The organism is Pseudoalteromonas tunicata (assembly GCF_002310815.1).
Lineage (GTDB): Bacteria > Pseudomonadota > Gammaproteobacteria > Enterobacterales > Alteromonadaceae > Pseudoalteromonas > Pseudoalteromonas tunicata.
Genome location: NZ_CP011032.1, coordinates 1,397,399 through 1,420,760 on the forward strand (window position 1 = coordinate 1,397,399; position 23,362 = coordinate 1,420,760).

14 protein-coding genes, 14 tRNA genes and 2 pseudogenes are annotated in these 23,362 nt (G+C 41.0%); 14 read left to right on the plus strand and 16 right to left on the minus strand.

Annotated features, from left to right (window positions below; translation table 11 throughout):
* Positions 1 to 2: 2 nt before the first annotated feature.
* From PTUN_RS06490 to cysZ, 3 genes are all read right to left on the minus strand, one after another.
* Complete coding sequence (locus tag PTUN_RS06490) at positions 3 to 3,323, minus strand: MHYT domain-containing protein (RefSeq protein ID WP_009839342.1); 3,321 nt, start codon at positions 3,321 to 3,323, stop codon at positions 3 to 5.
* 227 nt (positions 3,324 to 3,550) lie between these two features.
* Entirely contained in the window at positions 3,551 to 4,336 is a 786-nt protein-coding gene (locus PTUN_RS06495; RefSeq protein ID WP_009839343.1) for a PhzF family phenazine biosynthesis protein, read from the minus strand.
* Between the two features lie 42 nt (positions 4,337 to 4,378).
* Positions 4,379 to 5,116, minus strand: a complete 738-nt coding sequence (cysZ, locus tag PTUN_RS06500; RefSeq protein ID WP_040644093.1) for a sulfate transporter CysZ — start codon at positions 5,114 to 5,116, stop codon at positions 4,379 to 4,381.
* Positions 5,117 to 5,285: 169 nt separating this feature from the next.
* On the opposite strand from cysZ, the gene smc reads away from it, so the two are divergent.
* The 5 genes from smc to PTUN_RS06525 all read left to right on the plus strand — a co-directional run bounded on the left by smc (position 5,286) and on the right by PTUN_RS06525 (position 12,480).
* Complete coding sequence (gene smc / locus PTUN_RS06505) at positions 5,286 to 8,711, plus strand: chromosome segregation protein SMC (protein WP_009839345.1); 3,426 nt, start codon at positions 5,286 to 5,288, stop codon at positions 8,709 to 8,711.
* Between the two features lie 59 nt (positions 8,712 to 8,770).
* Positions 8,771 to 9,508: a cell division protein ZipA gene (locus PTUN_RS06510; protein ID WP_009839346.1), complete on the plus strand. Its 738-nt coding sequence runs from the start codon at positions 8,771 to 8,773 to the stop codon at positions 9,506 to 9,508.
* A gap of 113 nt (positions 9,509 to 9,621) precedes the next feature.
* Positions 9,622 to 11,643, plus strand: coding sequence for an NAD-dependent DNA ligase LigA (gene ligA / locus PTUN_RS06515; protein WP_009839347.1), 2,022 nt, complete (start codon positions 9,622 to 9,624; stop codon positions 11,641 to 11,643).
* Complete coding sequence (locus PTUN_RS06520) at positions 11,636 to 11,980, plus strand: DUF3392 family protein (RefSeq protein ID WP_009839348.1); 345 nt, start codon at positions 11,636 to 11,638, stop codon at positions 11,978 to 11,980. The genes ligA and PTUN_RS06520 overlap by 8 nt, the downstream gene beginning before the upstream one ends.
* A complete protein-coding gene (locus tag PTUN_RS06525; RefSeq protein WP_009839349.1) occupies positions 11,977 to 12,480 on the plus strand; it encodes a DUF2919 domain-containing protein in 504 nt (167 codons plus the stop codon). The genes PTUN_RS06520 and PTUN_RS06525 overlap by 4 nt, the downstream gene beginning before the upstream one ends.
* A 57-nt stretch (positions 12,481 to 12,537) precedes the next feature.
* Here PTUN_RS06525 and PTUN_RS06530 read toward each other — a convergent pair whose 3' ends face one another.
* The 9 genes from PTUN_RS06530 to PTUN_RS06570 all read right to left on the minus strand — a co-directional run bounded on the left by PTUN_RS06530 (position 12,538) and on the right by PTUN_RS06570 (position 16,996).
* Positions 12,538 to 14,160 (minus strand): response regulator, encoded by a 1,623-nt coding sequence (locus PTUN_RS06530; RefSeq protein ID WP_009839350.1) that lies wholly within the window; start codon positions 14,158 to 14,160, stop codon positions 12,538 to 12,540.
* 152 nt (positions 14,161 to 14,312) lie between these two features.
* Positions 14,313 to 14,388, minus strand: a tRNA-Val gene (locus PTUN_RS06535).
* Between the two features lie 21 nt (positions 14,389 to 14,409).
* A tRNA-Val gene (locus tag PTUN_RS06540) sits at positions 14,410 to 14,485 on the minus strand.
* A 39-nt stretch (positions 14,486 to 14,524) separates the two neighbouring features.
* Positions 14,525 to 14,600: transfer RNA gene (locus tag PTUN_RS06545), tRNA-Val, on the minus strand.
* Between the two features lie 16 nt (positions 14,601 to 14,616).
* A tRNA-Val gene (locus PTUN_RS06550) sits at positions 14,617 to 14,692 on the minus strand.
* Positions 14,693 to 14,710: 18 nt separating this feature from the next.
* Positions 14,711 to 14,786 (minus strand) — tRNA-Val (locus PTUN_RS06555).
* A gap of 20 nt (positions 14,787 to 14,806) precedes the next feature.
* A tRNA-Val gene (locus tag PTUN_RS06560) sits at positions 14,807 to 14,882 on the minus strand.
* Between the two features lie 19 nt (positions 14,883 to 14,901).
* A tRNA-Val gene (locus tag PTUN_RS06565) sits at positions 14,902 to 14,977 on the minus strand.
* A gap of 303 nt (positions 14,978 to 15,280) precedes the next feature.
* The gene (locus PTUN_RS06570; RefSeq protein ID WP_009839397.1) at positions 15,281 to 16,996 is read right to left on the minus strand and encodes an alkaline phosphatase D family protein; all 1,716 of its coding nucleotides are present in this window, start codon (positions 16,994 to 16,996) and stop codon (positions 15,281 to 15,283) included.
* 431 nt (positions 16,997 to 17,427) lie between these two features.
* Here PTUN_RS06570 and PTUN_RS06575 point away from each other — a divergent pair.
* The 8 genes from PTUN_RS06575 to PTUN_RS06610 all read left to right on the plus strand — a co-directional run bounded on the left by PTUN_RS06575 (position 17,428) and on the right by PTUN_RS06610 (position 19,106).
* Positions 17,428 to 17,503 (plus strand) — tRNA-Ala (locus PTUN_RS06575).
* A 48-nt stretch (positions 17,504 to 17,551) separates the two neighbouring features.
* Positions 17,552 to 17,627: transfer RNA gene (locus tag PTUN_RS06580), tRNA-Glu, on the plus strand.
* An 87-nt stretch (positions 17,628 to 17,714) separates the two neighbouring features.
* Positions 17,715 to 17,790 (plus strand) — tRNA-Glu (locus PTUN_RS06585).
* Positions 17,791 to 17,821: 31 nt separating this feature from the next.
* Positions 17,822 to 17,897 (plus strand) — tRNA-Ala (locus tag PTUN_RS06590).
* 48 nt (positions 17,898 to 17,945) lie between these two features.
* Positions 17,946 to 18,021, plus strand: a tRNA-Glu gene (locus tag PTUN_RS06595).
* A 105-nt stretch (positions 18,022 to 18,126) separates the two neighbouring features.
* Positions 18,127 to 18,202 (plus strand) — tRNA-Glu (locus tag PTUN_RS06600).
* A gap of 31 nt (positions 18,203 to 18,233) precedes the next feature.
* A tRNA-Ala gene (locus tag PTUN_RS06605) sits at positions 18,234 to 18,309 on the plus strand.
* Between the two features lie 146 nt (positions 18,310 to 18,455).
* Positions 18,456 to 19,106: a PilZ domain-containing protein gene (locus tag PTUN_RS06610; RefSeq protein ID WP_009839432.1), complete on the plus strand. Its 651-nt coding sequence runs from the start codon at positions 18,456 to 18,458 to the stop codon at positions 19,104 to 19,106.
* Positions 19,107 to 19,122: 16 nt separating this feature from the next.
* On the opposite strand, the gene gloA is transcribed toward PTUN_RS06610, so the two are convergent.
* Complete coding sequence (gene gloA, locus PTUN_RS06615) at positions 19,123 to 19,524, minus strand: lactoylglutathione lyase (RefSeq protein WP_009839433.1); 402 nt, start codon at positions 19,522 to 19,524, stop codon at positions 19,123 to 19,125.
* Between the two features lie 162 nt (positions 19,525 to 19,686).
* Positions 19,687 to 19,777, minus strand: a pseudogene (locus PTUN_RS22570) (endonuclease III); the annotation flags it as partial.
* A 114-nt stretch (positions 19,778 to 19,891) separates the two neighbouring features.
* Between PTUN_RS22570 and PTUN_RS06620 the strand changes: the two are divergent.
* On the plus strand, positions 19,892 to 21,283 hold the full coding sequence (locus PTUN_RS06620; protein WP_009839434.1) for an alpha-amylase family glycosyl hydrolase: 1,392 nt from the start codon (positions 19,892 to 19,894) through the stop codon (positions 21,281 to 21,283).
* 109 nt (positions 21,284 to 21,392) lie between these two features.
* On the opposite strand, the pseudogene PTUN_RS06625 reads toward PTUN_RS06620, so the two are convergent.
* Both PTUN_RS06625 and PTUN_RS06630 read right to left on the minus strand, forming a co-directional pair.
* Positions 21,393 to 21,641, minus strand: a pseudogene (locus PTUN_RS06625) (endonuclease III); the annotation flags it as partial.
* A 77-nt stretch (positions 21,642 to 21,718) separates the two neighbouring features.
* Positions 21,719 to 23,323 (minus strand): 7TM diverse intracellular signaling domain-containing protein, encoded by a 1,605-nt coding sequence (locus PTUN_RS06630; protein ID WP_040644109.1) that lies wholly within the window; start codon positions 23,321 to 23,323, stop codon positions 21,719 to 21,721.
* Positions 23,324 to 23,362 lie beyond the last annotated feature (39 nt).

Here is a 23,362-nt window from a genome sequence, read left to right on the forward strand (position 1 = left end):
CGTTATTCCTCGTTTTCTAATAGGGCTTGTTTAAGTGCCAGTAGTGCCTGATGGGCGATCTCAAAGTCAAAATCATCTAATGCTTTGACAATGGATTCAACTAAATTCGGGTGATGATTACTTGCCAGAGTTACTAAAGTATCGAGATTGCTTTGATCATAAGTATGATGGCAAACGGCACCGATGAGTATCTCTACCTGCATTAACAATGTATGAGTCTCAACAGCGTTATTCTCAGAAGTGATACATGATTGTTGATTGTCGCTCTTGTTGGTATCTAATTGCGCCTTGATAGCAGGGAAACTATTGGCAAGTGTATCGAGAAGTACTTGGAACGTATCGGGGTCATTTTGTTCAAGTTGCGCAAAAATTGTCATCCATTGGGTAAGCGCTAAATTACCACAAATACCTTTTAAACCATGACTAAGCTGTTTAATACGTGTTAAATCTTGCTGATCAACCGCTAGTTGCAAGGCTTGGTATTTGCTAGGCCATTGAGTACAAAACTTTGCAAGCTCGCTGAAATATACTGTTTCGCTGCCCCAAAGAGTGATCCCTTGAGTTGTATCTATCAATTTAGGTTTATGTTGTAAAGTTGCAGCTGAAATAGGTGACATGGTTAAATTGAGTACCCGAGCAATTTCGCTGTTTAATAGTGCTAAATCAATCGGTTTATTAGCGAAACCATCCATACCGGCTTGTTGAGTTGCGATTTTATCTTGCGCTAATACGCTGGCAGTAAGTGCAATTATTGGCATATAAGGTAGGTTTTCGTTTCGCTCTTGCTCGCGCCTTGCTTGCGTTGCACTTAAGCCATCCATTATAGGCATTTGCAAATCCATTAGTGTCACTGCAATGTCATTTTGCTTCATGCGTACTAAGGCTTGTTGACCATCGCGTGCCGTTAGTACCGTATGACCTGCGCGGGTTAATAAGACAGTTAATAAATCAATATTTTGTTGAATATCATCTACGACCAGTATCACCAGAGGTGGCAGTGTGGTGGCTTTTGGTTGCAATTGCACCTCAGGTTGTTGGCTGATTTGCATGGGGAGAGTAAAACGAAAGATGCTGCCTTTTCCAAGTTCACTTTCGACTTCAATCTCTCCTCCCATTAATTCAACCAGTTGTTTACTGATGGTTGTGCCTAATCCTGTTCCGCCATATTTACGGCTCATAGAGGCATCTGCTTGAGAAAATGCATCAAAAACATGCTCAAGTTGTTCTGCACTCATACCAATACCGGTATCAATGATTTCAAACGTAACCGATTGCTCAGCACTTGGATAAATTTTGACAGTTACTTTACCTTGGGCAGTAAATTTAACGGCATTGCCAATTAGGTTGGTGAGAATTTGCCTCAAACGCTCGGGTGAACCTAGATAGTGGCTTGCCATTTTTGGGGAGATATCTGCCTCAAGTGCTAAATTTTGCTGTTTTGCTTGAAGCCATAAAGTAGAAACCACAGTGTCGATTTCATCGGTAAGAGAGAAAACGCGGTTTTCTAGCTCCAATTTACCTTTATCGAGTTTGGCACTGTCTAATACATCATTCAGTAAATGCAATAAAGACTTTGCTGAACGGCTAATCGTGCTGAGGTGTTTTAGTTGCTCTTTATCTAAAGCAGTATCGAGTAAAATATCACTAAAGCCTATGATGGCGTTCATTGGGGTACGAATTTCATGACTCATATTAGCTAAAAAGGCTGCTCGGGCAGCAGCGGCTTGTTCAGCGTGCTCTTTAGCCAAAAGTAAATCTTGCTCCATTTCTTTTCGCTCGGTTATATCCATAATAAAACCATCGAGCCATGTTTCACCTGAATTGTTATCTTGAATATAGTTGCCATGTTCAAAGAGCCAGCGGATCTGGCCATCACGACGAATAATGCGATATTCAAGCGCAAAAGTAGGGGGTTTAGCTTGGCTTTCAATAAAGGCGATATCATCAGGGTGGTATAAATCGGAGAAAAACCGCTGTGGATTAGGCAGTTCAAACTCAGATGGAGCGTAACCAGTGATAGTTTGGACAGCATTACTGATATACACCATTGGCCAGCCAGGTTCATTTTTACAGCGATAGGCAATTCCAGGAATATTACTAATTAATGAGCGAAATTTAGATTCTTTCCTCTTAAGTGCTAATTCCATTGTATTGCGTTTAGTTAAATCAGAAATAAAGCCAACAAAAAAGTGTTCTTTCCCTTGCTTAACATGGCCAATACCTAAATGTACGGGCACAAGATGACCTTGCTTGTGTACAGCGGTTACTTCTCGGCCGATACCGATAATTTTAGCTTGGCGTGTATTTAAATAGCGGGTTAAAAAGTTATCATGTTCATCCGCGATGGCACTAGGCATAATTTTTTTGACATTTGAGCCAATTAATTCGCAAGCTTGCCAACCCAAAATAGTTTCTACCGCTTGATTAACGCTCACAACATTACCCTTCGCATCAATGGTAATAATGCCATCGATGGCGGTATTCATCATGGCATGAAGTCGGTCTTCGTTAGATTTGGCAAGTAATGAAATATCTTTGTATTTAAATAAAATATTGACGACTAATACAATTGATACCATCACTATTGTTGTTATCGTTACCCCCATAGCCAAATAAAATGAAATATTGGAGGACTGGGTCGTGAGTTCAAGCCCCGGAGGTAGAACAAAACGGGCTGCTGCCATACCGGTATAATGCATACCTGCAATAGCAAGCCCCATCACAATACTGGCAAGAGAATTACTTAAGCGAGTTGAAATTTTGGTTTGTGCAACGTGGTTTAACCCTGCTTTCACCCACAGCGCTAGTATTGCTAATACAACCGCTACTAGAATAGACAAAGCAAAGATCCAAGGGTCATAACGCAGCAACGGCGCCATCTGCATCGATGCCATACCAATATAATGCATAGTGCCTATGCCAGCGCCAACTAAAATTCCACTTAAAAGAATTTGAGATACTTTAAAACTTGGTTTTGCTAATAAATTAAGTGCAACCCAAGATGCGGCAATGCTGGGTAAGAGGGATAACGCTGTTAAGGTAAAGCTGTAAGTTACAGGGGTGCACAAATCGAAGGCTAACATACCAATAAAGTGCATCGACCAGACGCCACCACCAAGCGCGACACTGCTGGTTAGCAACATCAGTTGTTGGCGAGTAGTAGAATGACTTTTTACTGCTTGAGTTACGACTTCAAAGGCCATAAAAGCAGAAAAAATAGCAATTAGGACTGATATACTGACTAACAAGGGACTATATAAGCCTGTGATCAGTAAATTATCGTTTGATGAAACAAAAAAGGCCGTGAGCCAATCAGCAGTCATAAAGTAAAGCCTTTGATTATTTAAAAATAAGGAAATAGTGACTTGCTATCCGTATGCACGCTTTTATATGTAACTTTTGAAGGTTACGTGAACTAGAAGTAGGTTTCAATAGTGAGAAAGGTAAAGGATACTGATCTATTGGTGTTTAGGGATTTACCATAGTTTTATGGCACTAAAACTATGGTAGTTAGGAAGGATATTATAACTAAAGTAGTGATGCTAATGGTTTACAGGGCTAAATGCACTTCACCTTTTAAATACAAGCTAGCGCGGCCGCTAATTAAAACGCGCTCGCCTTTAAGTTCACAAATTAAATCACCGCTGCGTTTTGATACTTGGGTGGCGGTGAGTAAGGTTTTATCAAGCTTATGTGCCCAATACGGCGTAAGTACGGTATGCGCTGAGCCTGTCACTGGGTCTTCTTCAACCCCTACATTTGGGCCAAACCAGCGAGAAACAAAATCGACCTTGTCACCTTGTGCGGTGGCAATCACACCGCGAAGGGGGAGTTGTGCTAGCAGCGCAAAGTTAGGTTTAAGCTCTTTGATGGTGGTTTCATCTTTAAATAATAATAAGTAGTCATCTGCCGCTAAAATCTCGAGCGGTGTTTCACCAAAAGCAGTTAAAAGCGGGGCTTTTACTTCACATTCTTTGGCATGATGCACCGGAAAATCCAGTTCAAACAACCCATTTAGGTGGCGTACTTTGAGTAATCCTGAGCGAGTTTTAAAGATGATTTCATCATGTTCAAATTGATATTCGTTCACCAATACCCACGCAGTGGCAAGTGTGGCATGACCACATAAGTCAACTTCAGTGGCAGGGGTAAACCAGCGTAAATGAATGCCGTCGTCTTCTTCGACATAAAAAGCGGTTTCGGAGAGGTTATTTTCAGCAGCAATTTGTTGCAATACGTCATCGGCAAGCCAACTTTGTAATGGCATCACAGCAGCCGGATTGCCTTTAAATTGATGTTCTGAAAATGCATCAACCTGAAAAATAGGTAGTATCATGCGTACGCTCTCCTTGTTATTGTTCTGTTTGGTAGCGAGTTGCTACAAAGGTTGACTGCGGTAGTCACCTCTAAATTGCTCGACCCATAAGCGAGTTGCGCCACAAACTGCAACAGGCATCACAATTAAGTTTACTATTGGTATCATAGTAAACAGCATCACCGCAAGGCCAAATCCATAAGATAGCCCTTGATTTTGTTTAAGTTTGTTGCGTGTTTCGGTAAATTTTATTTTATGGTTATCAAAGGGATAATCATTGTATTGCACCGCAAACATCCAGCAGGTAAAGCCAACCCATAAAATTTGGCCAATCACAGGTAGGATCCACAGCAAAATAAAAAAGCCAATCGCTTTTGGTAAATAATAAAGTAATTTGCTGACTTCGCGTCCGAGCATCCGTGGCACATCTTTTATTAAATCGGTAAAACCATCGTCATTGATTTTTTGACCGGTAAGATGAAGCTCCACTTTTTCAGCTAATAAGCCATTAAACGGGGCGGCAATAAAATTAGTGATGACCGAAAAAATAGTCGAGTAGCTAAATAAAATCACCAAAATAGCGATGGGCCAAATGAGCCATTCAAGCCAACTTAGCCAGCTTGGTAAAAAGCCATTAAAGTAATTAATCCCTTGGGTGAGCCAATCGACTACAAAAAATAACGAGCCCCCAAAAATAAGCAGGTTGATCAGTAACGGAATGATCACAAATCGCTTTAAACCTTTATTTGAGATAAGACTAAAACCCGATAAAAAATATTGAAAACCTTGAGAAATTTGCATATCTGTTACACCAAAATATTTTTTTTCATTATAAATACGCACTTTGGCCTTGGGAATAGCTTAAATTGCTCATTTGTAACACCATGTTGCCAACAATAAATGGCAAAAGTATTAAAATTTTGCGGCCAATCTGCTACAGTTTGCGCTGTCGAACTTAAAAAATAATAAGATGCGTTTAAGCACAATCAAGCTTGCTGGTTTTAAATCATTTGTAGAACCTACAAAAATCCCTTTTCCTGACCAAATGACCTGTGTGGTTGGGCCAAATGGCTGCGGCAAATCTAATGTGATTGACGCGGTGCGTTGGGTACTTGGTGAAAGCTCAGCTAAAAATCTGCGTGGTGATGCCATGACAGATGTTATTTTTAACGGTTCAACCAATCGCAAACCCATTTCTCAAGCGTCAGTCGAATTACTGTTCGATAATACTCAAGGTTATTTAGCAGGGTCCTTGGTCGATCGTAACCAAGTTGCCATTAAACGCCTTGTCACGCGCGAAGGTGAATCATTTTATTATCTCAATGGCACTAAATGCCGTAAGCGCGATATTACCGATATATTTTTAGGCACCGGCCTTGGGCCTCGCAGTTATGCCATTATTGAACAAGGCATGATCTCACGTTTAATTGAAAGTAAACCGCAAGAGCTGCGGGTGTTTATCGAAGAAGCAGCAGGAGTCTCTAAATATAAAGAGCGCCGTCGTGAAACCGAAACTCGATTGCGCAGCACCAAAGAAAATCTTGAACGTTTACTCGATTTACGCCAAGAGCTGCAAACTCAACTTGAAAAACTGACCCATCAGGCTTCACAAGCCTTGGCTTATCGTGAGTTTAAAAGCCAAGAACGTAAACTAAAAAGCCAGTTGGCTGTGCTTCGTTGGCAACAACACCAGCAAAAATCAGATCAAGCCCAACAACAAATTGAAGCCTTACAATCTGAAATTAGCTTTTATCAACAAGCACATACTGGTCATGACGATGTACTTGGCGCATTAAAAGCAACGTTAGCGCAGCTTAATGAACAAATTCAAAGTGCACAGCAGCAGGAGTTTCAATTAAGTAATCAACAGACTAAATTTGAACAGCAAAAAATTAGCCAGCAGCAAAAAAAACAAGCGCTTGAAAATTTAGTGGTACGTGATGAAGACAAGCTCAGCCAATTAAAGAACAAATTAACTGAACTTGCGCAGCACGCTGAACAACAAGGTAGTGAGTTTGAACGTGCAAGCGCTGCCATTTTGCAATCCGAAGCGCAGTTAGAGCAATTGCAGGCCATTGTTGATGAGCTACAAGCGCAAGATGAAGAGCTGCTTGCTGCATGGCAACAGGCGCAGCAGCGCAGCCACCAATTTGATAAACAATACGCCCAATATCACCATCAAATTACATCACAACAGTTACAACAAACGCAGATTTCAGCCCAACTGGCAGATAAAAACAGCGAGTTGACCAACCTTAAAAATCAAGATTTAACTGCGCAACTCGCAGATCTAAAACAACAGATCCAGCAATGTAAAACCTTACTTGCCAACGAAAAAGCACAGCAACAACAATGTGAGTTGAGGTTAAAACATCAAACCGAACAATGGCAAGCTGCACAACAAAAGCAACAAGCGCTCAAAGAGCTGTTATTAAACGAACAAGCCCAGTTAGCTGCGTTAGGTGAGGTGTTAGCGCAAAATCAGGGCGATTTAACGGATAGTTTATTTCAGCAGCTGGTGGTCAGTGATGGCTTTGAAACCAGAGTAGAGCAAGCTTTATTGCATTTTAGTGATGCTCAAGTGAGCCAAGTAGCCAATTGGCAAACGCAAATCTCTTTAGTGTGGCCATCATCAGAGCCCGTTTTGGCTGGGTATCGAGCGAAAGCATTAAGTCATGTGATTAAAAGCGGTATTTACCCTGATTTACTCGATCGCATACTGTTACTTGACGATGAAACTCAAACACCGGATTTAACGGATCACTACTGGTTGGCCGCCATTACGCCTTCAGGCATGTTAGTGGGTCGCAATTGGTCTGTGAGTCCCTTTAAAGACGATGCTCAGTCGGTTTTAATTAAAATACGTAAAATAGAGCAACTGACGCAAAGTGTGGCACATAATAGCGAGTTATTAGCGCAATCAAGCTTGCTTGTAGATGAGCTGCAAAAAAAGGTGACAGATCACACCGAGCTGCTTGAGCAAGTCAAAGGGCGCATTCATCACTATGCACAACAAGATGCCAGCGCCCAAACTAAGCACGAAATGCTCACGGCACAACAACAAAATTGGCAATCGCAGTTTAATAGAATAACCCTGCAGTGTGCTGATTTGAGCGAGCAACTTGCGACCATAAACGAAGCGTTAATGGTGCTACAAGCACAATCTGATGAGCATGCATTGCAAAGTGATGAGTACAAACAAGACGCTATATTGGCAGAGCAAGTTTACCAAAATCATAAAATAACCATTAATCAGCAACAACTTGCATTGAGTAATGCGCGCAGTGTGCTGCACAAGCAGGCACTGACCCTTGAAAATTTAAAAAATGCTGAGCAGTTATTGCAGCAACAGCACGAGTCGATTTTGCAGCAACAGCAATCATTGACCCAAGAGCTCAATCATGCCAAACAAGAGTTAGCCAATTTAAGTGAACCGCTTGAAATGTTGGTGATGTCAATCGAAGAGGTCTTGGCTGCTCAAATTGAGATTTATGAGCAAAAAACGCAATTGCAGCAACAGCTTGTGACACAGCAGCAACTGTTGGCTGAAAAAGAGCAAAGTTTGCAACATTCGCAGAAACAGTTACAGGCACTTGAAAAACAACTTAATGAACAAGAGCTGGCATTACAAGGAAGCCAACTGCGCGCCAATGCCGCACTTGAGCCATTGAGCGAGCTTAATGTTAAACTTGTTGATGTATTAGCAGACTTACCAGCTCACAGTACCATCACCAAATGGCAGCAACTGCTTAATACTGTCATTGATAATATTACCGATTTAGGCGCAATAAACTTAGCGGCGATTGAAGAGTTTGAACAAGCAAAACAACGAAAACAGTATTTAGATGAGCAATATCAAGATTTAGTCGATGCACTGAGCACGTTAGAAGGTGCAATCGGTAAAATAGATCGTGAAACAAAACAGCTATTTAAAGCGACATTTGAGCAAATTAACCGAGATTTAGGCGACTTGTTTCCTAAAGTGTTTGGCGGTGGTCAAGCGTATTTGGAACTGACCAGTGATGATATGCTCGAAAGTGGTGTAACCATTATGGCGCGCCCACCGGGCAAGAAAAACTCTACAATTCATTTGTTAAGTGGTGGAGAAAAAGCGCTGACCGCATTATCATTGGTATTCTCGATTTTTCGACTTAATCCGGCACCGTTTTGTATGCTCGATGAAGTTGATGCACCGTTAGATGACGCCAACGTTGGGCGCTTTTGCCGCTTAGTGGAAGAAATGTCACAAACGGTGCAATTTATTTATATCAGCCATAATAAAGTGGCGATGGAAATGGCCGGTCGCCTCACTGGGGTGACAATGGCAGAGCCTGGCGTATCGCGAATGGTATCAGTTGATATCGAACAAGCGGTAGAAATGGCAAAAACAATTTAAACAAAGTATATTGTTTGATATTCATATATCATTGGAAATAAACAAATAAAGGTATTCGGATGGCCGACGAGTTAAGATGGGTTTTAGTCATAATCAGCGCACTAGTCATTGGTGGATTGCTGTTACATGGGTTGTGGTCTGTTCGCAAAAAAGATCAACAAGATATTCCTGAAACTGTGGATCGTGACCCTGATACGCAAGATGAACCTGCAATTGTGCTCAATGCCGTGCGTGATGAGCCACAAATGGGTGATTTAGGAATGAATATTAGTGCCAGAGCAAATGAACCGGCGCTTGATAAAATCGATTTAAATAATCTTGATCCTGATGATGATTATGACATTCCTGCTGAAGAAACGGTAAAAACCGAACCTGCGAAGGACTTACCGTCAGATTTCATTATTGTCCATCTTCAAATGCCTGAAGGGTTGACTATGCAAGGCGCGTCGTTGCTGCCATTGTTATTAACGCTTGGTTTTAAATACTCAGAAGAAGGCTTTTTTAATCGTCACGAAGATGCATCAGGCAATGGTGCTGTTTTATTTCGATTAGTTAATATGTACAACCCAGGTACGTTTGATATTGATAATATGGAACAGTTAAGCACCGCAGGTGTGAGCCTGTTTATGACCTTACCTTGTGAAGGCGACAGCTTACCGGCGTTTAACATGTTGCACAGCGCAGCTAAAAAGTTAGCTGATGAATTTGGTGCACAAGTGCTTGATCATAATCGTGACCCTTTAAGTGTGACTATGGTGCGACAATACGTCGAAAAAATTAGAGAGTTTGATGCGTAGTCAAACCCTCGCAATTTAAATATTAGCCACCACTTGCTGGTGGCTTTTCGTTTTTAGTTTAGAAATAAAGTTGATAGCATCAACACAGCGATAGCGTAATCTAAGAGGTAACAATGACAGAGTCGGTTTTAAGCCAAATAGCAGCACTCAAAGTACAGTTAGAAGAATATAATTATCAATATTATGTACTTGATAATCCGAGTGTGCCAGACAGTGAATACGACCGAGTGATGCGTGAGCTGATTGCACTTGAAACGCAATATCCTCAGTTTTTAAGCGCTGATTCACCCAGCCAAAAAGTGGGCGGTGAGGCATTAGGCAGTTTTAGCCAAGTGCAGCATTTAGTGCCGATGTTGTCATTGGATAATGCGTTTGATGAAACCGAATTTCGTAGTTTTAACAAACGATTACAAGACCGTTTAAAAGATACCACCACCTTGACATTTTGCTGTGAACCTAAGCTTGATGGTTTAGCTGTGTCTATCTTGTATCAAGATGGCGTATTGGTGCAAGCGGCGACTCGAGGCGATGGCCAAACGGGTGAAAACATTACTGAAAATGTTAAAACCATTCGTAATGTGCCTCTTAAATTGCGCGGAGAGTCAATTCCGCATCGTTTAGAAGTGCGCGGTGAAGTCTTTATGGATAGCGCGGGTTTTGCCAAAATGAACGAATTGGCGATTAAAAATGATGGCAAAGTCTTTGCTAATCCGCGTAATGCTGCTGCGGGCAGTTTGCGTCAGCTCGACTCAAAAATCACCGCCAAACGCCCTTTAATGTTTTATGCCTATGGCATGGGGATTATCGAAGGTGGCGTGGTGCCAGATGATCATTTTGCACAATTACAAGCCCTTGGCGATTGGGGTTTACCAATGAGCCCAGAAACTAAATTAGTCACAGGCGTTGATGACGCGCTGGCATATTATCAAGACATAATGAATCGTCGCAGCCAACTCAAATATGAAATTGATGGTGTGGTGATCAAAGTGAATGATAAAGCACTACAACAAACCTTAGGTTTTGTGGCGCGTGCGCCGCGCTGGGCAATTGCGTTTAAATTTCCGGCGCAAGAGGAAATGACCCAATTACTTGATGTGGAATTTCAAGTAGGGCGTACCGGTGCAATTACCCCTGTCGCTCGTTTAGAGCCTGTATTTGTAGGCGGCGTGACAGTATCAAACGCGACACTGCATAACCAAGATGAAATTGAGCGTTTAGGCGTAAAAATTGGCGATACTGTGATTATTCGCCGTGCCGGTGATGTTATTCCGCAAATTACTCAAGTGGTGCTCGCAGAGCGCAAAACCGATGCTAAAGACATCGTTTTTCCAAGCAATTGCCCTGTTTGCCAATCGAAAGTTGAGCGTACTGTCGGTGAAGCCGTGGCTCGTTGTAGTGGGGGTTTAGTCTGCGGTGCCCAGCGCAAAGAAGCCATTAAGCACTTTGTATCGCGTAAAGCCTTTGATATTGATGGAATGGGCGACAAAATTGTTGAGCAACTGGTTGAGCGTGAGCTCATTCATACCCCTGCCGAGATATTTACCCTTAGACAAGGGCATTTAGAGTCACTTGAGCGCATGGGGCCAAAATCGGCCGAAAAGTTAGTGGCTGCTATTGGTAACGCCAAACAAACTACTTTAGCTCGGTTTTTGTATTCTTTAGGCATTCGTGAAGTGGGCGAGGCAACCGCACTTAATTTAGCGAACCATTATTTAACGTTAGACGCCATCATGGCGGCCTCCGTTGACAGTTTGCAAGAAGTGGCTGATGTGGGCGAAATTGTAGCTAAACATGTGAATTTCTTTTTTCGTGAAGCGCATAATCGTGCCGTGGTTGACGCTTTAATTGCCGCGGGGATCACTTGGGCTGCACTTGAGCCTAAATCAGAAGCCGAGCAGCCATTAGCAGGGCTTACTTATGTTTTAACCGGTACTTTGTTACAAATGGGCCGAAGCGACGCTAAAAATCGCTTACAGGCGCTAGGAGCTAAAGTATCAGGTAGTGTCTCGGCTAAAACGGATGCATTAGTGGCAGGTGATAAAGCTGGGTCAAAATTAACCAAAGCACAAGAGTTGGGCATTAAGGTGTTATTTGAAGATGATTTAATTGCTTTATTGGCGCAGTACAATGGCTAGTATTGAGCAGTGGTTACTCGACGCAGATTTACTGCTAGGGGCTAAATTAGCCCCCTACCTTAGCCAAATTGCGATGTTGCTGACGGTATGTTTGATTGCGCTTTATGGCAATGAACTTAATAAACTGATTAAACGCGTGGTTGGCAGACGTCATTTTATTATTCGTACCTTGGTTTTTGTGGTTGTTACTGCGTTTGGTTACGGCGCGTTAGTGGTATGGCTCGCGCCTTTTATTGCGCATTTACTGGCAATGCTAAAAGGGGTTTGGCTGATGCCTGTGGTATGTAGTTTATTTATTGGGCTTGGTATTTTAGCTGAGCGGAAAAATCAGTTATGACAGTATTTGGCCCAGAATATTGGGATAAACATGGCCTGTATAAAGCGCCAATTGGATTTGTTTTAACCCTTGCAGTATTAATGCGTGCGTATTTAATTTGGATCCTTGCGGCGGTATCTCGCCAGCCTGAGCTTGATATTATGGGCTTGTTTTATCGCGATAAAGATCAGTTTTTTGTCGCGCTTGCTATTGCTTCTATTTCATTGCCTACTGTCGTGCTTTATTTTTTGCGCCGCCCTGATGCAAAACCACATTTAAGACGACCTTGGCGGTTTATGAAATGGCCATTAGTGTGCTGCGCCGTGGTTGATTTGGTGTGGCTAGTGCTTCAATCGGCTCATAACTATTTTGCGTTTTCGGAATTTATTGCAATACAAGCCATGTTGTTGATTTGGGTGTTGTTATATTTATTTAATAGCCGCTACTTACCGGTGTTTTTTAAAGATTGGCCAGAGCCTGTGAATGTGGAAAAACCCAATGCAAGCAAAGAAACGAGCTAGAGCCTTTCATCAAAATAAACGCGCTGTTTATTAAGCCCTAAACGTTTACCGATAGGGCTATAAACCTATTTGTTGTAGTTGCTCTTTTATTTTGTCGTAACGTACACGTTGGTCGTTATCTAAGCGGCTATTTTCGATGGTTTTAGTGCATCGGCCGATTAATTCGCTATTAAAGGTTTGGCCGCTGCGACTCGCATTTAAAATACATTGCAGTAAATTAAGGGCGATGCTTTGATTACGTGGCATAACGCGAAACGCTTGGCTAAAAGTTTCAACCGCTTGTTGATATTTGCCTGATTGATATTGTTTTACCGCGGTATTATTAAGCTCTCGTGGCCCGTGTTTAATGTCTTCTCGTTCTTGTTTTTCTTGACTGATATACGCAATAAAAGTGGAGTCTTTCACTGGATATTTAGCGCAGTGCTCAGCAATTTTTTCAAATAATTCAGAGGCACGTTGATGAAAGCCTAACTCATGCAGGGCTTTTGCTTTATCGAGCGTATCATCAACCGAGCGAATAGGGCCGTCATCTTCAACCAGTTGGTTGATTAAAGCGACCGCTTTGTCGCGTTCATCTTTTAAATAATGCAAGCGTGCCCTGACAATGTCGAGTTGCTCTTGGGTATCTGCATCAGGAAATTGTTGTTTTAGTTCACTCAGATATTCCATGGTTTGACGGGTCAAACGGGTAATTAATTCAGATTGCTCCGTTGTTAAGGCGTAATCAACGCCTGCGCGGGCGACATTGAGGTAAATATCGGGGCAATCATGGATAGAGTGTTTGGCAAACTTCAATATCGCACGATTGGTATCGTAATGCTGTTCATAATCATGATTTAACCTAGCAACATTCACTAAGGTATTTTGCCTTACAATATTTCGAGGCGACATATCTGTGGCCGAACTTAAATAAATTTGCGCCTCGTTGTAATTTTTTAAATGCAGTTCTAACTTTCCAAGTAAATCAAACGCGACTAATTTGGTTTCAGGGCGCTCAACCATGGACTCTAATAATGAGCGAGCGAGCTGATATTCATGATTTGCAATCAGGGATTCAACAAGGCCCACTTTGGCCCAGGTGAATTTTTGTAGATTTAATACTGATTTAAAAAATTCCTTTGCTTCGGCAAAGCGATTAAGTTTGATCAGTAACTCTCCTTTTAAGCGCAGCAAAATAGGCGAGTAGGACGTCATGGTTTGGCCGTTTAAATTGGCTTCGATGTACTTTAAGGCTTTGGAATAGTTTTCGACATCAATGAAGTCGTAGATTTTAGCGAGTGCCCGTTTACGTTTAAGTAAGCGCTCAATACGGGTGCTCAGTTCTCGCAAGACAAAGGGTTTAGCTAAAAAGTCATCGGGCTGCAGTTCAACCACACTGCGTACCAGGCTGGCATCAGTTTCGGCACTAATAAAAATAAAACCGGTGGATTGGCGAACAAGACGCTTCTTTTTGAGTTCTTCGTAGAGGTGGTAACCGTCTTTATCGCGGCCAAGATTGTAGGAGCAGAGAATTAAATCGAACTTTTGTTTTTCACATAAGCGAATAGCAGAGTGGGCGTGTTCGGCGCAAGTCAGCTCTCTAAAACCAATGCTTTCAAGCGATTGCTTCATGTAAATTTGAGCAAGTGGTTGATCATCAACGATCAGAACTTTTGATTGAAAGAGAGTTTTACCAGCCATCGCAGCTATTGATTATGAACGCGTATTTATGAATATATAAAACAGTTCTAAAAGTAGCAAGGTTTAATATAAGTGTAATAGTGAAATAGTTGAATTAAAACAGATGGTTACGGTAATTATATATTTAAACGAAGGAGTTTGATGCCTTAATGTGGTGGGTGATACTGGACTTGAACCAGTGACCCTCGCCTTGTAAGGGCGATGCTCTCCCAACTGAGCTAATCACCCACATTAAGGTATTTGATTACATGGTGGGTCGTACTGGACTTGAACCAGTGACCCTCGCCTTGTAAGGGCGATGCTCTCCCAACTGAGCTAACGACCCCAAGTAATCAATTTTCTTTACGGAAACCATTTAAGTAAATGGTGGGTCGTACTGGACTTGAACCAGTGACCCTCGCCTTGTAAGGGCGATGCTCTCCCAACTGAGCTAACGACCCGTAAAGAGTATCTAAATGGTGGGTCGTACTGGACTTGAACCAGTGACCCTCGCCTTGTAAGGGCGATGCTCTCCCAACTGAGCTAACGACCCATTTAGATAAGTGTAATTTGGTGGGTCGTACTGGACTTGAACCAGTGACCCTCGCCTTGTAAGGGCGATGCTCTCCCAACTGAGCTAACGACCCAAATTACAGGGTGTTTCTTATGGTGGGTCGTACTGGACTTGAACCAGTGACCCTCGCCTTGTAAGGGCGATGCTCTCCCAACTGAGCTAACGACCCATAAGAAACTTAAATTAAGTGGTGGGTCGTACTGGACTTGAACCAGTGACCCTCGCCTTGTAAGGGCGATGCTCTCCCAACTGAGCTAACGACCCGCTTAATTTAATCAGTGCATGAAAAAGGTTAAAACCTGATATCGCTGCTCTGTGGGGCGCTATTATAGATAGACTTGTTTTAGAGTCAATACTAGATTGTCAATTTTTAGTTTGAATGCGGATTAATTGAGCAACTTAAAAATTTTTGCTGGTAGAATAATCAAACTGAGAATTTTTTCAACAATTTAGCTCAGCAATACAAGTGACTAAACAGTTATATAAGTGTGTTTGTTTTACTCTAATGCGCGGCATTTTTATATTCAGGTGGGTGATAGGCCCACCTAAATATAAATTAAAGCTGCTTTATTTGGCTGCGACTGAGGCTGTTTTAGTGCTAACAGTAAAGTCGGTGTTCATTATTGTATCAACAAAGTGCCAAGTACTTTTTGCTTGTTGGTGATTAAATTCCATCACCATAAAACCACGCTGGGTAATATTAGCAAATCGTAAGTCTTCGACTAAAAAGGTCAGACCGCGCTCAAATTGTTTGGCGGTAGGCTGGTCTAAACCTAAATAATATTCAAGGCCAGGAGAGCTTACCGATGCGGTTGCAAATTCAAAACCGACATTATTGCCATGCATATCGGTGAGTTGGCCTGCCCATGCATTATGTGTATCGCCAGCAAGCACCACTAAATTTTTATTAAATTCACGGGCTATGGCGAGAATTTGCTCTCGTTCAATTGGATAACCGTCCCACGCATCTAAATTATAAGGGGCCACGGTATTGATCCTCGCAAGTTCTGTAGTGGTTAAACTTGGGTCGCGGCTAATTTGGCGAGTTTTAATGTCAGCTAATTGTTGAAACTGGGTCGCAATACTTGCACTTGGGTTGGCGAGGCTTGCTAATAACTCGGCAGGGATATTCATTTTAGTCATCAGTATTTGCTGACCCAATACTTGCCAGGTTGCATCAGAGGTGGCCATATGAGTTTGTAGCCAATTAAGCTGGCTCTGACCGAGTAAATCACGACTTGGGTTAGATAAATCTGCAATAAAACCCTGTTGGTCGAGCTGACCTGTCATAGGGTCAATATAATCGGCATATTCAAGCGGCTTTACTCTGAACTCGTGTCGGGTATCGAGCATATATAAAGCAACAAGATCACCAAATTGAAAATGACGATATAAAGATTCAGTAAAGTCCTTAACATAAGGGCGAATAGGCATCCATTCAAAGTAGGCTTGCAGCGCCGCGTTTTGACGTGTTTTATAGTCGCCTTCATCGGCATTGTGATTTTCTGCACCCTCATTATATGCATCGTTTGCTACTTCGTGATCGTCCCAAATAGCAATAAAGGCTGCTTTAGCATGTAATGCTTGTAAATTAACATCGCCTCTATAAAGGGCGTATCGTTTACGGTAATCATCAAGCGTCAATAATTCATTGGCGTTATCGGCCGCTAAACTACGATTTAGCTCCTGAGCATGCTCGGTTGCGTAACCACCCATACCATATTCATAAATGTAATCACCAAGATGAACAACAGCATCAAGCTCAGTAAGTTCGAGTGCTGCTTTATATACATTAAAATGCCCAGCAGGGTAATTAGCACATGAAAAGACCGCCAGTTTAACATTTGATACATTATTAATAGGTAAGGTTTTGAATTGGCCTGTGGCTGTGCTCGCAAATTCAGTTGAGAAACGATAATAGTAATGAGTATTTGCATTTAAGCCCGATACATCAATTTTAATGGTGTAGTCTTTGCTGGCAAGCGCAGTTGTTGTTTCATTGAGTACTCGCTGCGTAAAGTTGGTATCGGTGGCCACTTCAACCAAGACTTGTACTGAGCTTGGTGTGCCTTGTGGTGTAACTCGAGTCCAAATAATCGCTTTGTCAGTAAGTGGGTCGCCACTGGCAATACCATGGTCAAATTGGGTTTTAAAGCCGTTATCAATTTTTTGTTGGTCGTCATCATCATTTGATGAACAGCCACTAAGCGCGATAAGTGTTGTTACAGAGCCTACGCCCATTAAAGACGCTTTTAAGAAAGCGCGACGATTTATTGTTTTCATTATTATCTCTTTGTTAATGACAGATATGTTCCTTAAAATACCATTCGAATATGACATATATTTTATCTGGTCGAACCTGATTGTCGTAAAAAGACAAATAATAGGGCGCTTAAAGCGAGCACGTTATAAAAGCGCATGGTTTAACGTTGGTTTATGGCTTTAATCTATAAAATAGCGTGGGGCGATTCTTAATAGCACGCTTAAATTTGCAAGCTTGATTGAAGATAAATCGCCTAACATAGTGTTAAATGAGCGGTTTTTATTATCCCCGAAGGCACAGAATGCAACGCTTTGTATAACTTATCACCATCTTGTTGAAAAATGACGCATTTAAACAATGTTGCATAAAAAATTGTTGACTTTAAATTGGCTGCTGCATAGAATGCGCCCCGCACTCAGCAATACATTTAGATGTTTTGCAAGGTATATATGGGGCTATAGCTCAGCTGGGAGAGCGCTTCGCTGGCAGTGAAGAGGTCTGCGGTTCGATCCCGCATAGCTCCACCAATATACCTGATTGTAATGTCCTAGTGATACACGCTTAATAAGCACTGTGTCCCCATCGTCTAGAGGCCTAGGACACCGCCCTTTCACGGCGGTAACAGGGGTTCGAATCCCCTTGGGGACGCCAATTTTAATTAGCCTCGAGTGTTAATTAGAGTTAAAAAGTCAACTCATATGGTACATGTCCTAGTGATACACGCTTAATAAGCACTGTGTCCCCATCGTCTAGAGGCCTAGGACACCGCCCTTTCACGGCGGTAACAGGGGTTCGAATCCCCTTGGGGACGCCACTTAATTTATTAAGTGAGTTCAAATTTGCTTGGGGCTATAGCTCAGCTGGGAGAGCGCTTCGCTGGCAGTGAAGAGGTCTGCGGTTCGATCCCGCATAGCTCCACCAATATACCTGATTGTAATGTCCTAGTGATACACGCTTAATAAGCACTGTGTCCCCATCGTCTAGAGGCCTAGGACACCGCCCTTTCACGGCGGTAACAGGGGTTCGAATCCCCTTGGGGACGCCACTTTATTCACGAAAGTGAGTAGGGTAACGTTTACTCGTATGGTAAGAGTTTAAATAACCAGTCCTAGTGACACAGTTTTATCGGTTTAATCACCAAGAATTCTGCGTCCCCATCGTCTAGAGGCCTAGGACACCGCCCTTTCACGGCGGTAACAGGGGTTCGAATCCCCTTGGGGACGCCACTTAATTTATTAAGTGAGTTCAAATTTGCTTGGGGCTATAGCTCAGCTGGGAGAGCGCTTCGCTGGCAGTGAAGAGGTCTGCGGTTCGATCCCGCATAGCTCCACCAAGCAAATTTATTACCTACCAAATTTTCAAAATTCCTAAATTATGCATATAGTTAGCTCAGAGATTTACTGTGCTAATTTTCCGTTTTTATTTTTCATACTAAATTTCTAATTCACTCAGGTTTTTGTGCGAAGGAAGTTAGATTTTATGAAAAACTCAATCCATCATACTTTAATTCAGTTAAAACCATCATCACCAATAACAGTGGAAATTATCACAGCAACAGGACAGCGTCTTGGTGTTCGCAGTTTTTATATTGGTTACTTAGCCGACCAGTATATTTTTTTACATAAACCAGATTGTCGAAAAAGCCCTGAAGTTGATCATTATTTGGTACCACAAACCGCGTGTACTATTCGTGCATTATCCGAAGAAGGGCGTGGAGCTGTGCTCGCTTTTGTAACAACCATTGTCAAAGTAATTGATATCCCGACTAAAATGTTAGTTTGCACTGTACCGAGTAATATTGCTTCCCAACCACTTAGAAAAGATATTCGTATTCCAACCTCAATTCCCGCGCAAATTAAGTCAGCATCTGCAATGTGCGACGTGATGATTTTAGATTTATCCCAACATGGTTGCAGAGTTTTAATAGAAAAAGAGCATCCAGTTGATTTATCGATAAAAAAGATACAGCTCAGAACAATTGAAACGCAAGATCAAGCATCGTTAACATTAGAATGTGAAGTATGTTCAGTAAAGCGGCAGGGAAAATTTGAAATTGTGGGTCTTCAGTTTAACGATACGCTAAGTAAAGAGGTTGAATTATTGATTAAACAATTAATATTTAATCAATAACTCATTAAATAGGGGATTAAAAGTCGTCTAATTTTGTTTTAGTCTGAATAAGTTCAATCGCATAACCATCAGGATCTTTTACAAACGCAATTTCAGTGGTACCACCAAGCACTGGACCAGGCTCTCTGGTTACAATACCACCACGGGCTTTTATCTGCTCACAGGCACGGTAAATATCATCAAACTCAAGCGCAATATGGCCATACGCATTACCTAAATCGTAACTATCAGTATCCCAGTTATAGGTTAGTTCAATTACAGCTTGCTCTGATTCATCAGCGTAACCAACAAATGCAAGGGTATAGCGGTATTGTGGGTTCTCTGCACGGCGGATTTCTTTCATGCCAAGTACTTGAGTATAAAAAGCGATGGATTTCTCTAAATCAGTAACACGAAGCATGGTATGGAGTAAACGCATGTTAAACAACCTCTGTTTTATTTTTAAATTCACATAAATCTTCAATTAAGTAACTGCTGATCTTGGTCCTCGTTCACAAGGTACAGCATCCATTTCGGACGAACCTATAATGCAGATTCAGTTTAAACTTAATTAGCGCGCCTTATTTTAACGTGTTATCACAACCAACAACATCTTTTACCATGGCAAATTTAGAACGGTTAGAAACACAGAAAATATGCGTGTCGACAGCGATTGCCGGGCAGCCAAAAGATAATTATGCTAGACAGATGCAAAGGCTGCATTCGTATTCATGTTAATGGGCTGTTGAAAATAATGTCGCTACATCGCATATTCTTTGAACTTAATCGTTTAAGGTGTTCCAAAAATGAAAAAATTTACGCTCATATTACTGTTTTTAGGGTTGTGTGCCTGCACTAATATAAGTAAAAAAACTAAGACAACAAATATTTCCTCTAATTATGTTCCACAAGAATATGTGAAGTTAACGCATCCTGAGTGGAGTAAGAACGCAAGTTTTTATCAAATTAATACACGACAGTTCACGCCTGAAGGAACATTTGCAGCCGCTGAGCATCAACTACCACGATTAAAAGAACTTGGCGTAGATATTCTTTGGTTAATGCCGATTCATCCGATTGGCGAAGAAAACAGAAAAGGATCCTTGGGTAGCCCATATTCAGTAAAAGATTACTACGGTGTTAATCCGGAGTTTGGTACCTTAGATGACTTAAAAAGCTTTGTTAACGCTGCTCACGAATTAGGTTTGTACGTTATTTTAGATTGGGTAGCAAATCATAGTGCTTGGGATAATGAATTAAGACATAAGCACCAAAATTGGTATACAAAAAATTCGCAAGGTAACTTTCAACCTACGCCGTGGTGGGATTGGTCAGACATAATCGACTTTGATTATAACGTACCAGAAATGCGTGAATACATGACTGATGCAATGAAGTATTGGGTCAAAGAAGTAAATATTGATGGTTATCGATGTGATGTAGCTGGTTTTGTTCCTCTCGATTTTTGGGAAAACGTAAGGGCGGAGCTAGACGCGATCAAGCCCGTTTTTATGTTAGCTGAATGGGAAATGCGTGATTTACATGCTAAAGCTTTTGATGCTACTTATGCATGGTCTTGGCAGGAAGCTATTCATGATATTTTAAGTGGTCACGCTGATTTAAATAGATTGTTTGTATACTATTCATGGAATGAGGGAGCGTATCCGAAAAATAGCTATCGGATGACGTATGTTTCAAATCACGATGCTAATTCATGGGAAGGAACCGTGTTTGAGCGTTATGGTAGCGAAGAAAAAGTAGCGACAGCAATCGTATTGTCTATTGTCGGTGAAGGTATGCCATTAATTTATAATGGACTTGAAGCAGGGAATAGTAAGCGGCTTGAGTTTTTTGAAAAAGATCCTATAGAATGGAAAGAGCATGACTTTAAGCCATTGATTCAGAAGCTCTTAGCTTTGCTGAAACAAAACAGTGCGTTGTGGCATGGTAAATATGGCGCGACAATGGAGCGTATTTATAATACTAATCCGACAGAGGTGTTTAGTTTTATCCGCGAAAATACCAAAGATAAAGTGTTTGTTGTGATTAATTTTTCTGATAAAGAGCAAGATATTCAATTTATGGGTCCACAAACAGCTGGAGTATATACAGAGCTATTTAGCAAACAAAAGGCAACGCTTACTGAAGACGCAAGCCTTAAATTGGCGCCTTGGGAGTATAGAGTTTATGTTCGGTAATGTTTAAAGGTTAAGCGTTTATTTGAGGTTTTCAAATTAAGATAATCATGCGGGTAGCACATATTTAAGTTATTCGCATGATCATTAATATATTTCAATTAAAAATTAGTTACTCTGTTTTCTCTTTAAACTCACATAAGTCTTCAATAATACATGAACCACAACGCGGTTTTCGGGCGGTACAGGTATAACGACCATGCAGGATTAACCAGTGGTGCACGTCAACTTTAAATTCTTTTGGAACGACTTTTAGTAGTTTTTGTTCAACTTCTACAACATTTTTGCCGGGGGCAAATTTGGTACGGTTAGAAACACGGAAAATATGCGCGTCTACGGCAATCGTCGGCCAGCCGAAAGATAATGATGGTAGATGAAATAAGCTGTAAAAGCGTAAACTAGCTTCACAACTATCTCTGCTTTCATTTAATCTTTACCTTATAAGCGCCGGATATCTTTAAGGTATTTGCGGCCGATAGGTATGAGGTGCTCTTCAACGATTAAGTCATAGTCTGCCGATGTTCTTCGTTTAAGTATAAAATGAGTGTCTACTTTAACCAAATATGATTTGTGGCAACGTATTATTTTTTCAGAACCTAGTGCTTTTTCTATGGTTTGCAGATTTGTATCGACTAATTGCTCTTTAGTAGTTGTGCCATGTCGATAAACGATTTCTGAGTAGTTGCCTGCTGCTTTGACATATAGCACCTTATCAAGCAAAGCAACGATCTTTGCAATTTGAGGGCATAGGGAACGGCTGTTTTTATTGTTTTCTATTATCGTGCTACTTTCCGCTAATTCTTTCTGCGTTGAAATAATATTTGCTTGAACAATGCTATGTTGTTTATCTTTATCTTCTTGTGAAGTTAACGCTACCTTGTAACCATACATTAGCCCGCTAGCAAGTATGAGCACCTCTATAAAGGAACTTACTTTAATTAACGTCCAACCTACGAAATAATCGATTATATTTGCTACTGATAAGCCGGAAATAACACTACCGATAACAAAAACAATAAGTGCACATAGGTAAAAAACACCTTGCTTTCCTTTGCTAGACAAGGTGCGAACAGCAATAATAAATGTGATAGCAAGTACAATTAAACAGTTAAGTAATGCTAAACCATAAGCGATTTGATACATGGTAGGGTCGGTACGCTCAAAGGAAACGCAATAACATAACCAAATGAAAATAAGCATTCTTTGATTATATTTCAGTAAGCTGCCAGCTTTTGTTTTTTTTTGTTTAAGTTTTAAATAATCATAACTAAAAAAAGCAAAGGTAATAAAAAACAATATCCCTAGCGAATTAGGCGTAAAAAAGGGTACCCCTTGAATTTGAGGAAAAGTGCTTTTTAACCAACCTTCTCCCGCAGCTACCCATAAAAAAATAGAGGTGAGTAAAGCACCGTATTTAAGAAATATAGTTTGTCGAAAAAAAACATAGCTTAGAATGCTAAACAATAAGAATAAGCTAATGATGCCAAAATAGATCCCATCTATTAGCGATGATTTTTTAATGCGATCGGTAAATTCTTTAGGTGTGAGAACAAATAGCTCTCCACGTAAGTAGCGACCTGAAATAGATATGTAAACGGGATTTTTTATCGTTTCTTTAGTCAGTTTAATTGAGAGTAATTTGTTATCGGTGCTTGAGGGAGTAAGTAACTTTTCTTGGGTTACATTATCATGTTGATAAAGCAAAATGGCATCAGTAAAAATATTATTTCGTGCGATAACCAAAACTAATCCATCAGGAGACGGCAATACTGATTGATCTAATTGAATTCGAATCAATGAATAACGATGGTTGCCAAGGTTAAAATTTCCTTCTTTTATAGGTTGCCAATTAAACGCGTCATTTGCAGCATTAAGCGATATAGGGCTATCGCTTTTATGGATTGATACATCAGCAACATAACCTTGTGTAACAGCAGAGCTTTTGCTTTGCGTTAGGAAGTAGGTAAAACATATTAGTATCGAGAGAAGGATTATACTCTGTTTACCATGTTTTATTGTTGGTAGCTTTATACTGTTTGTCAATTTTACAATATTCCATTTGTTATTATTGTTATTTATAAT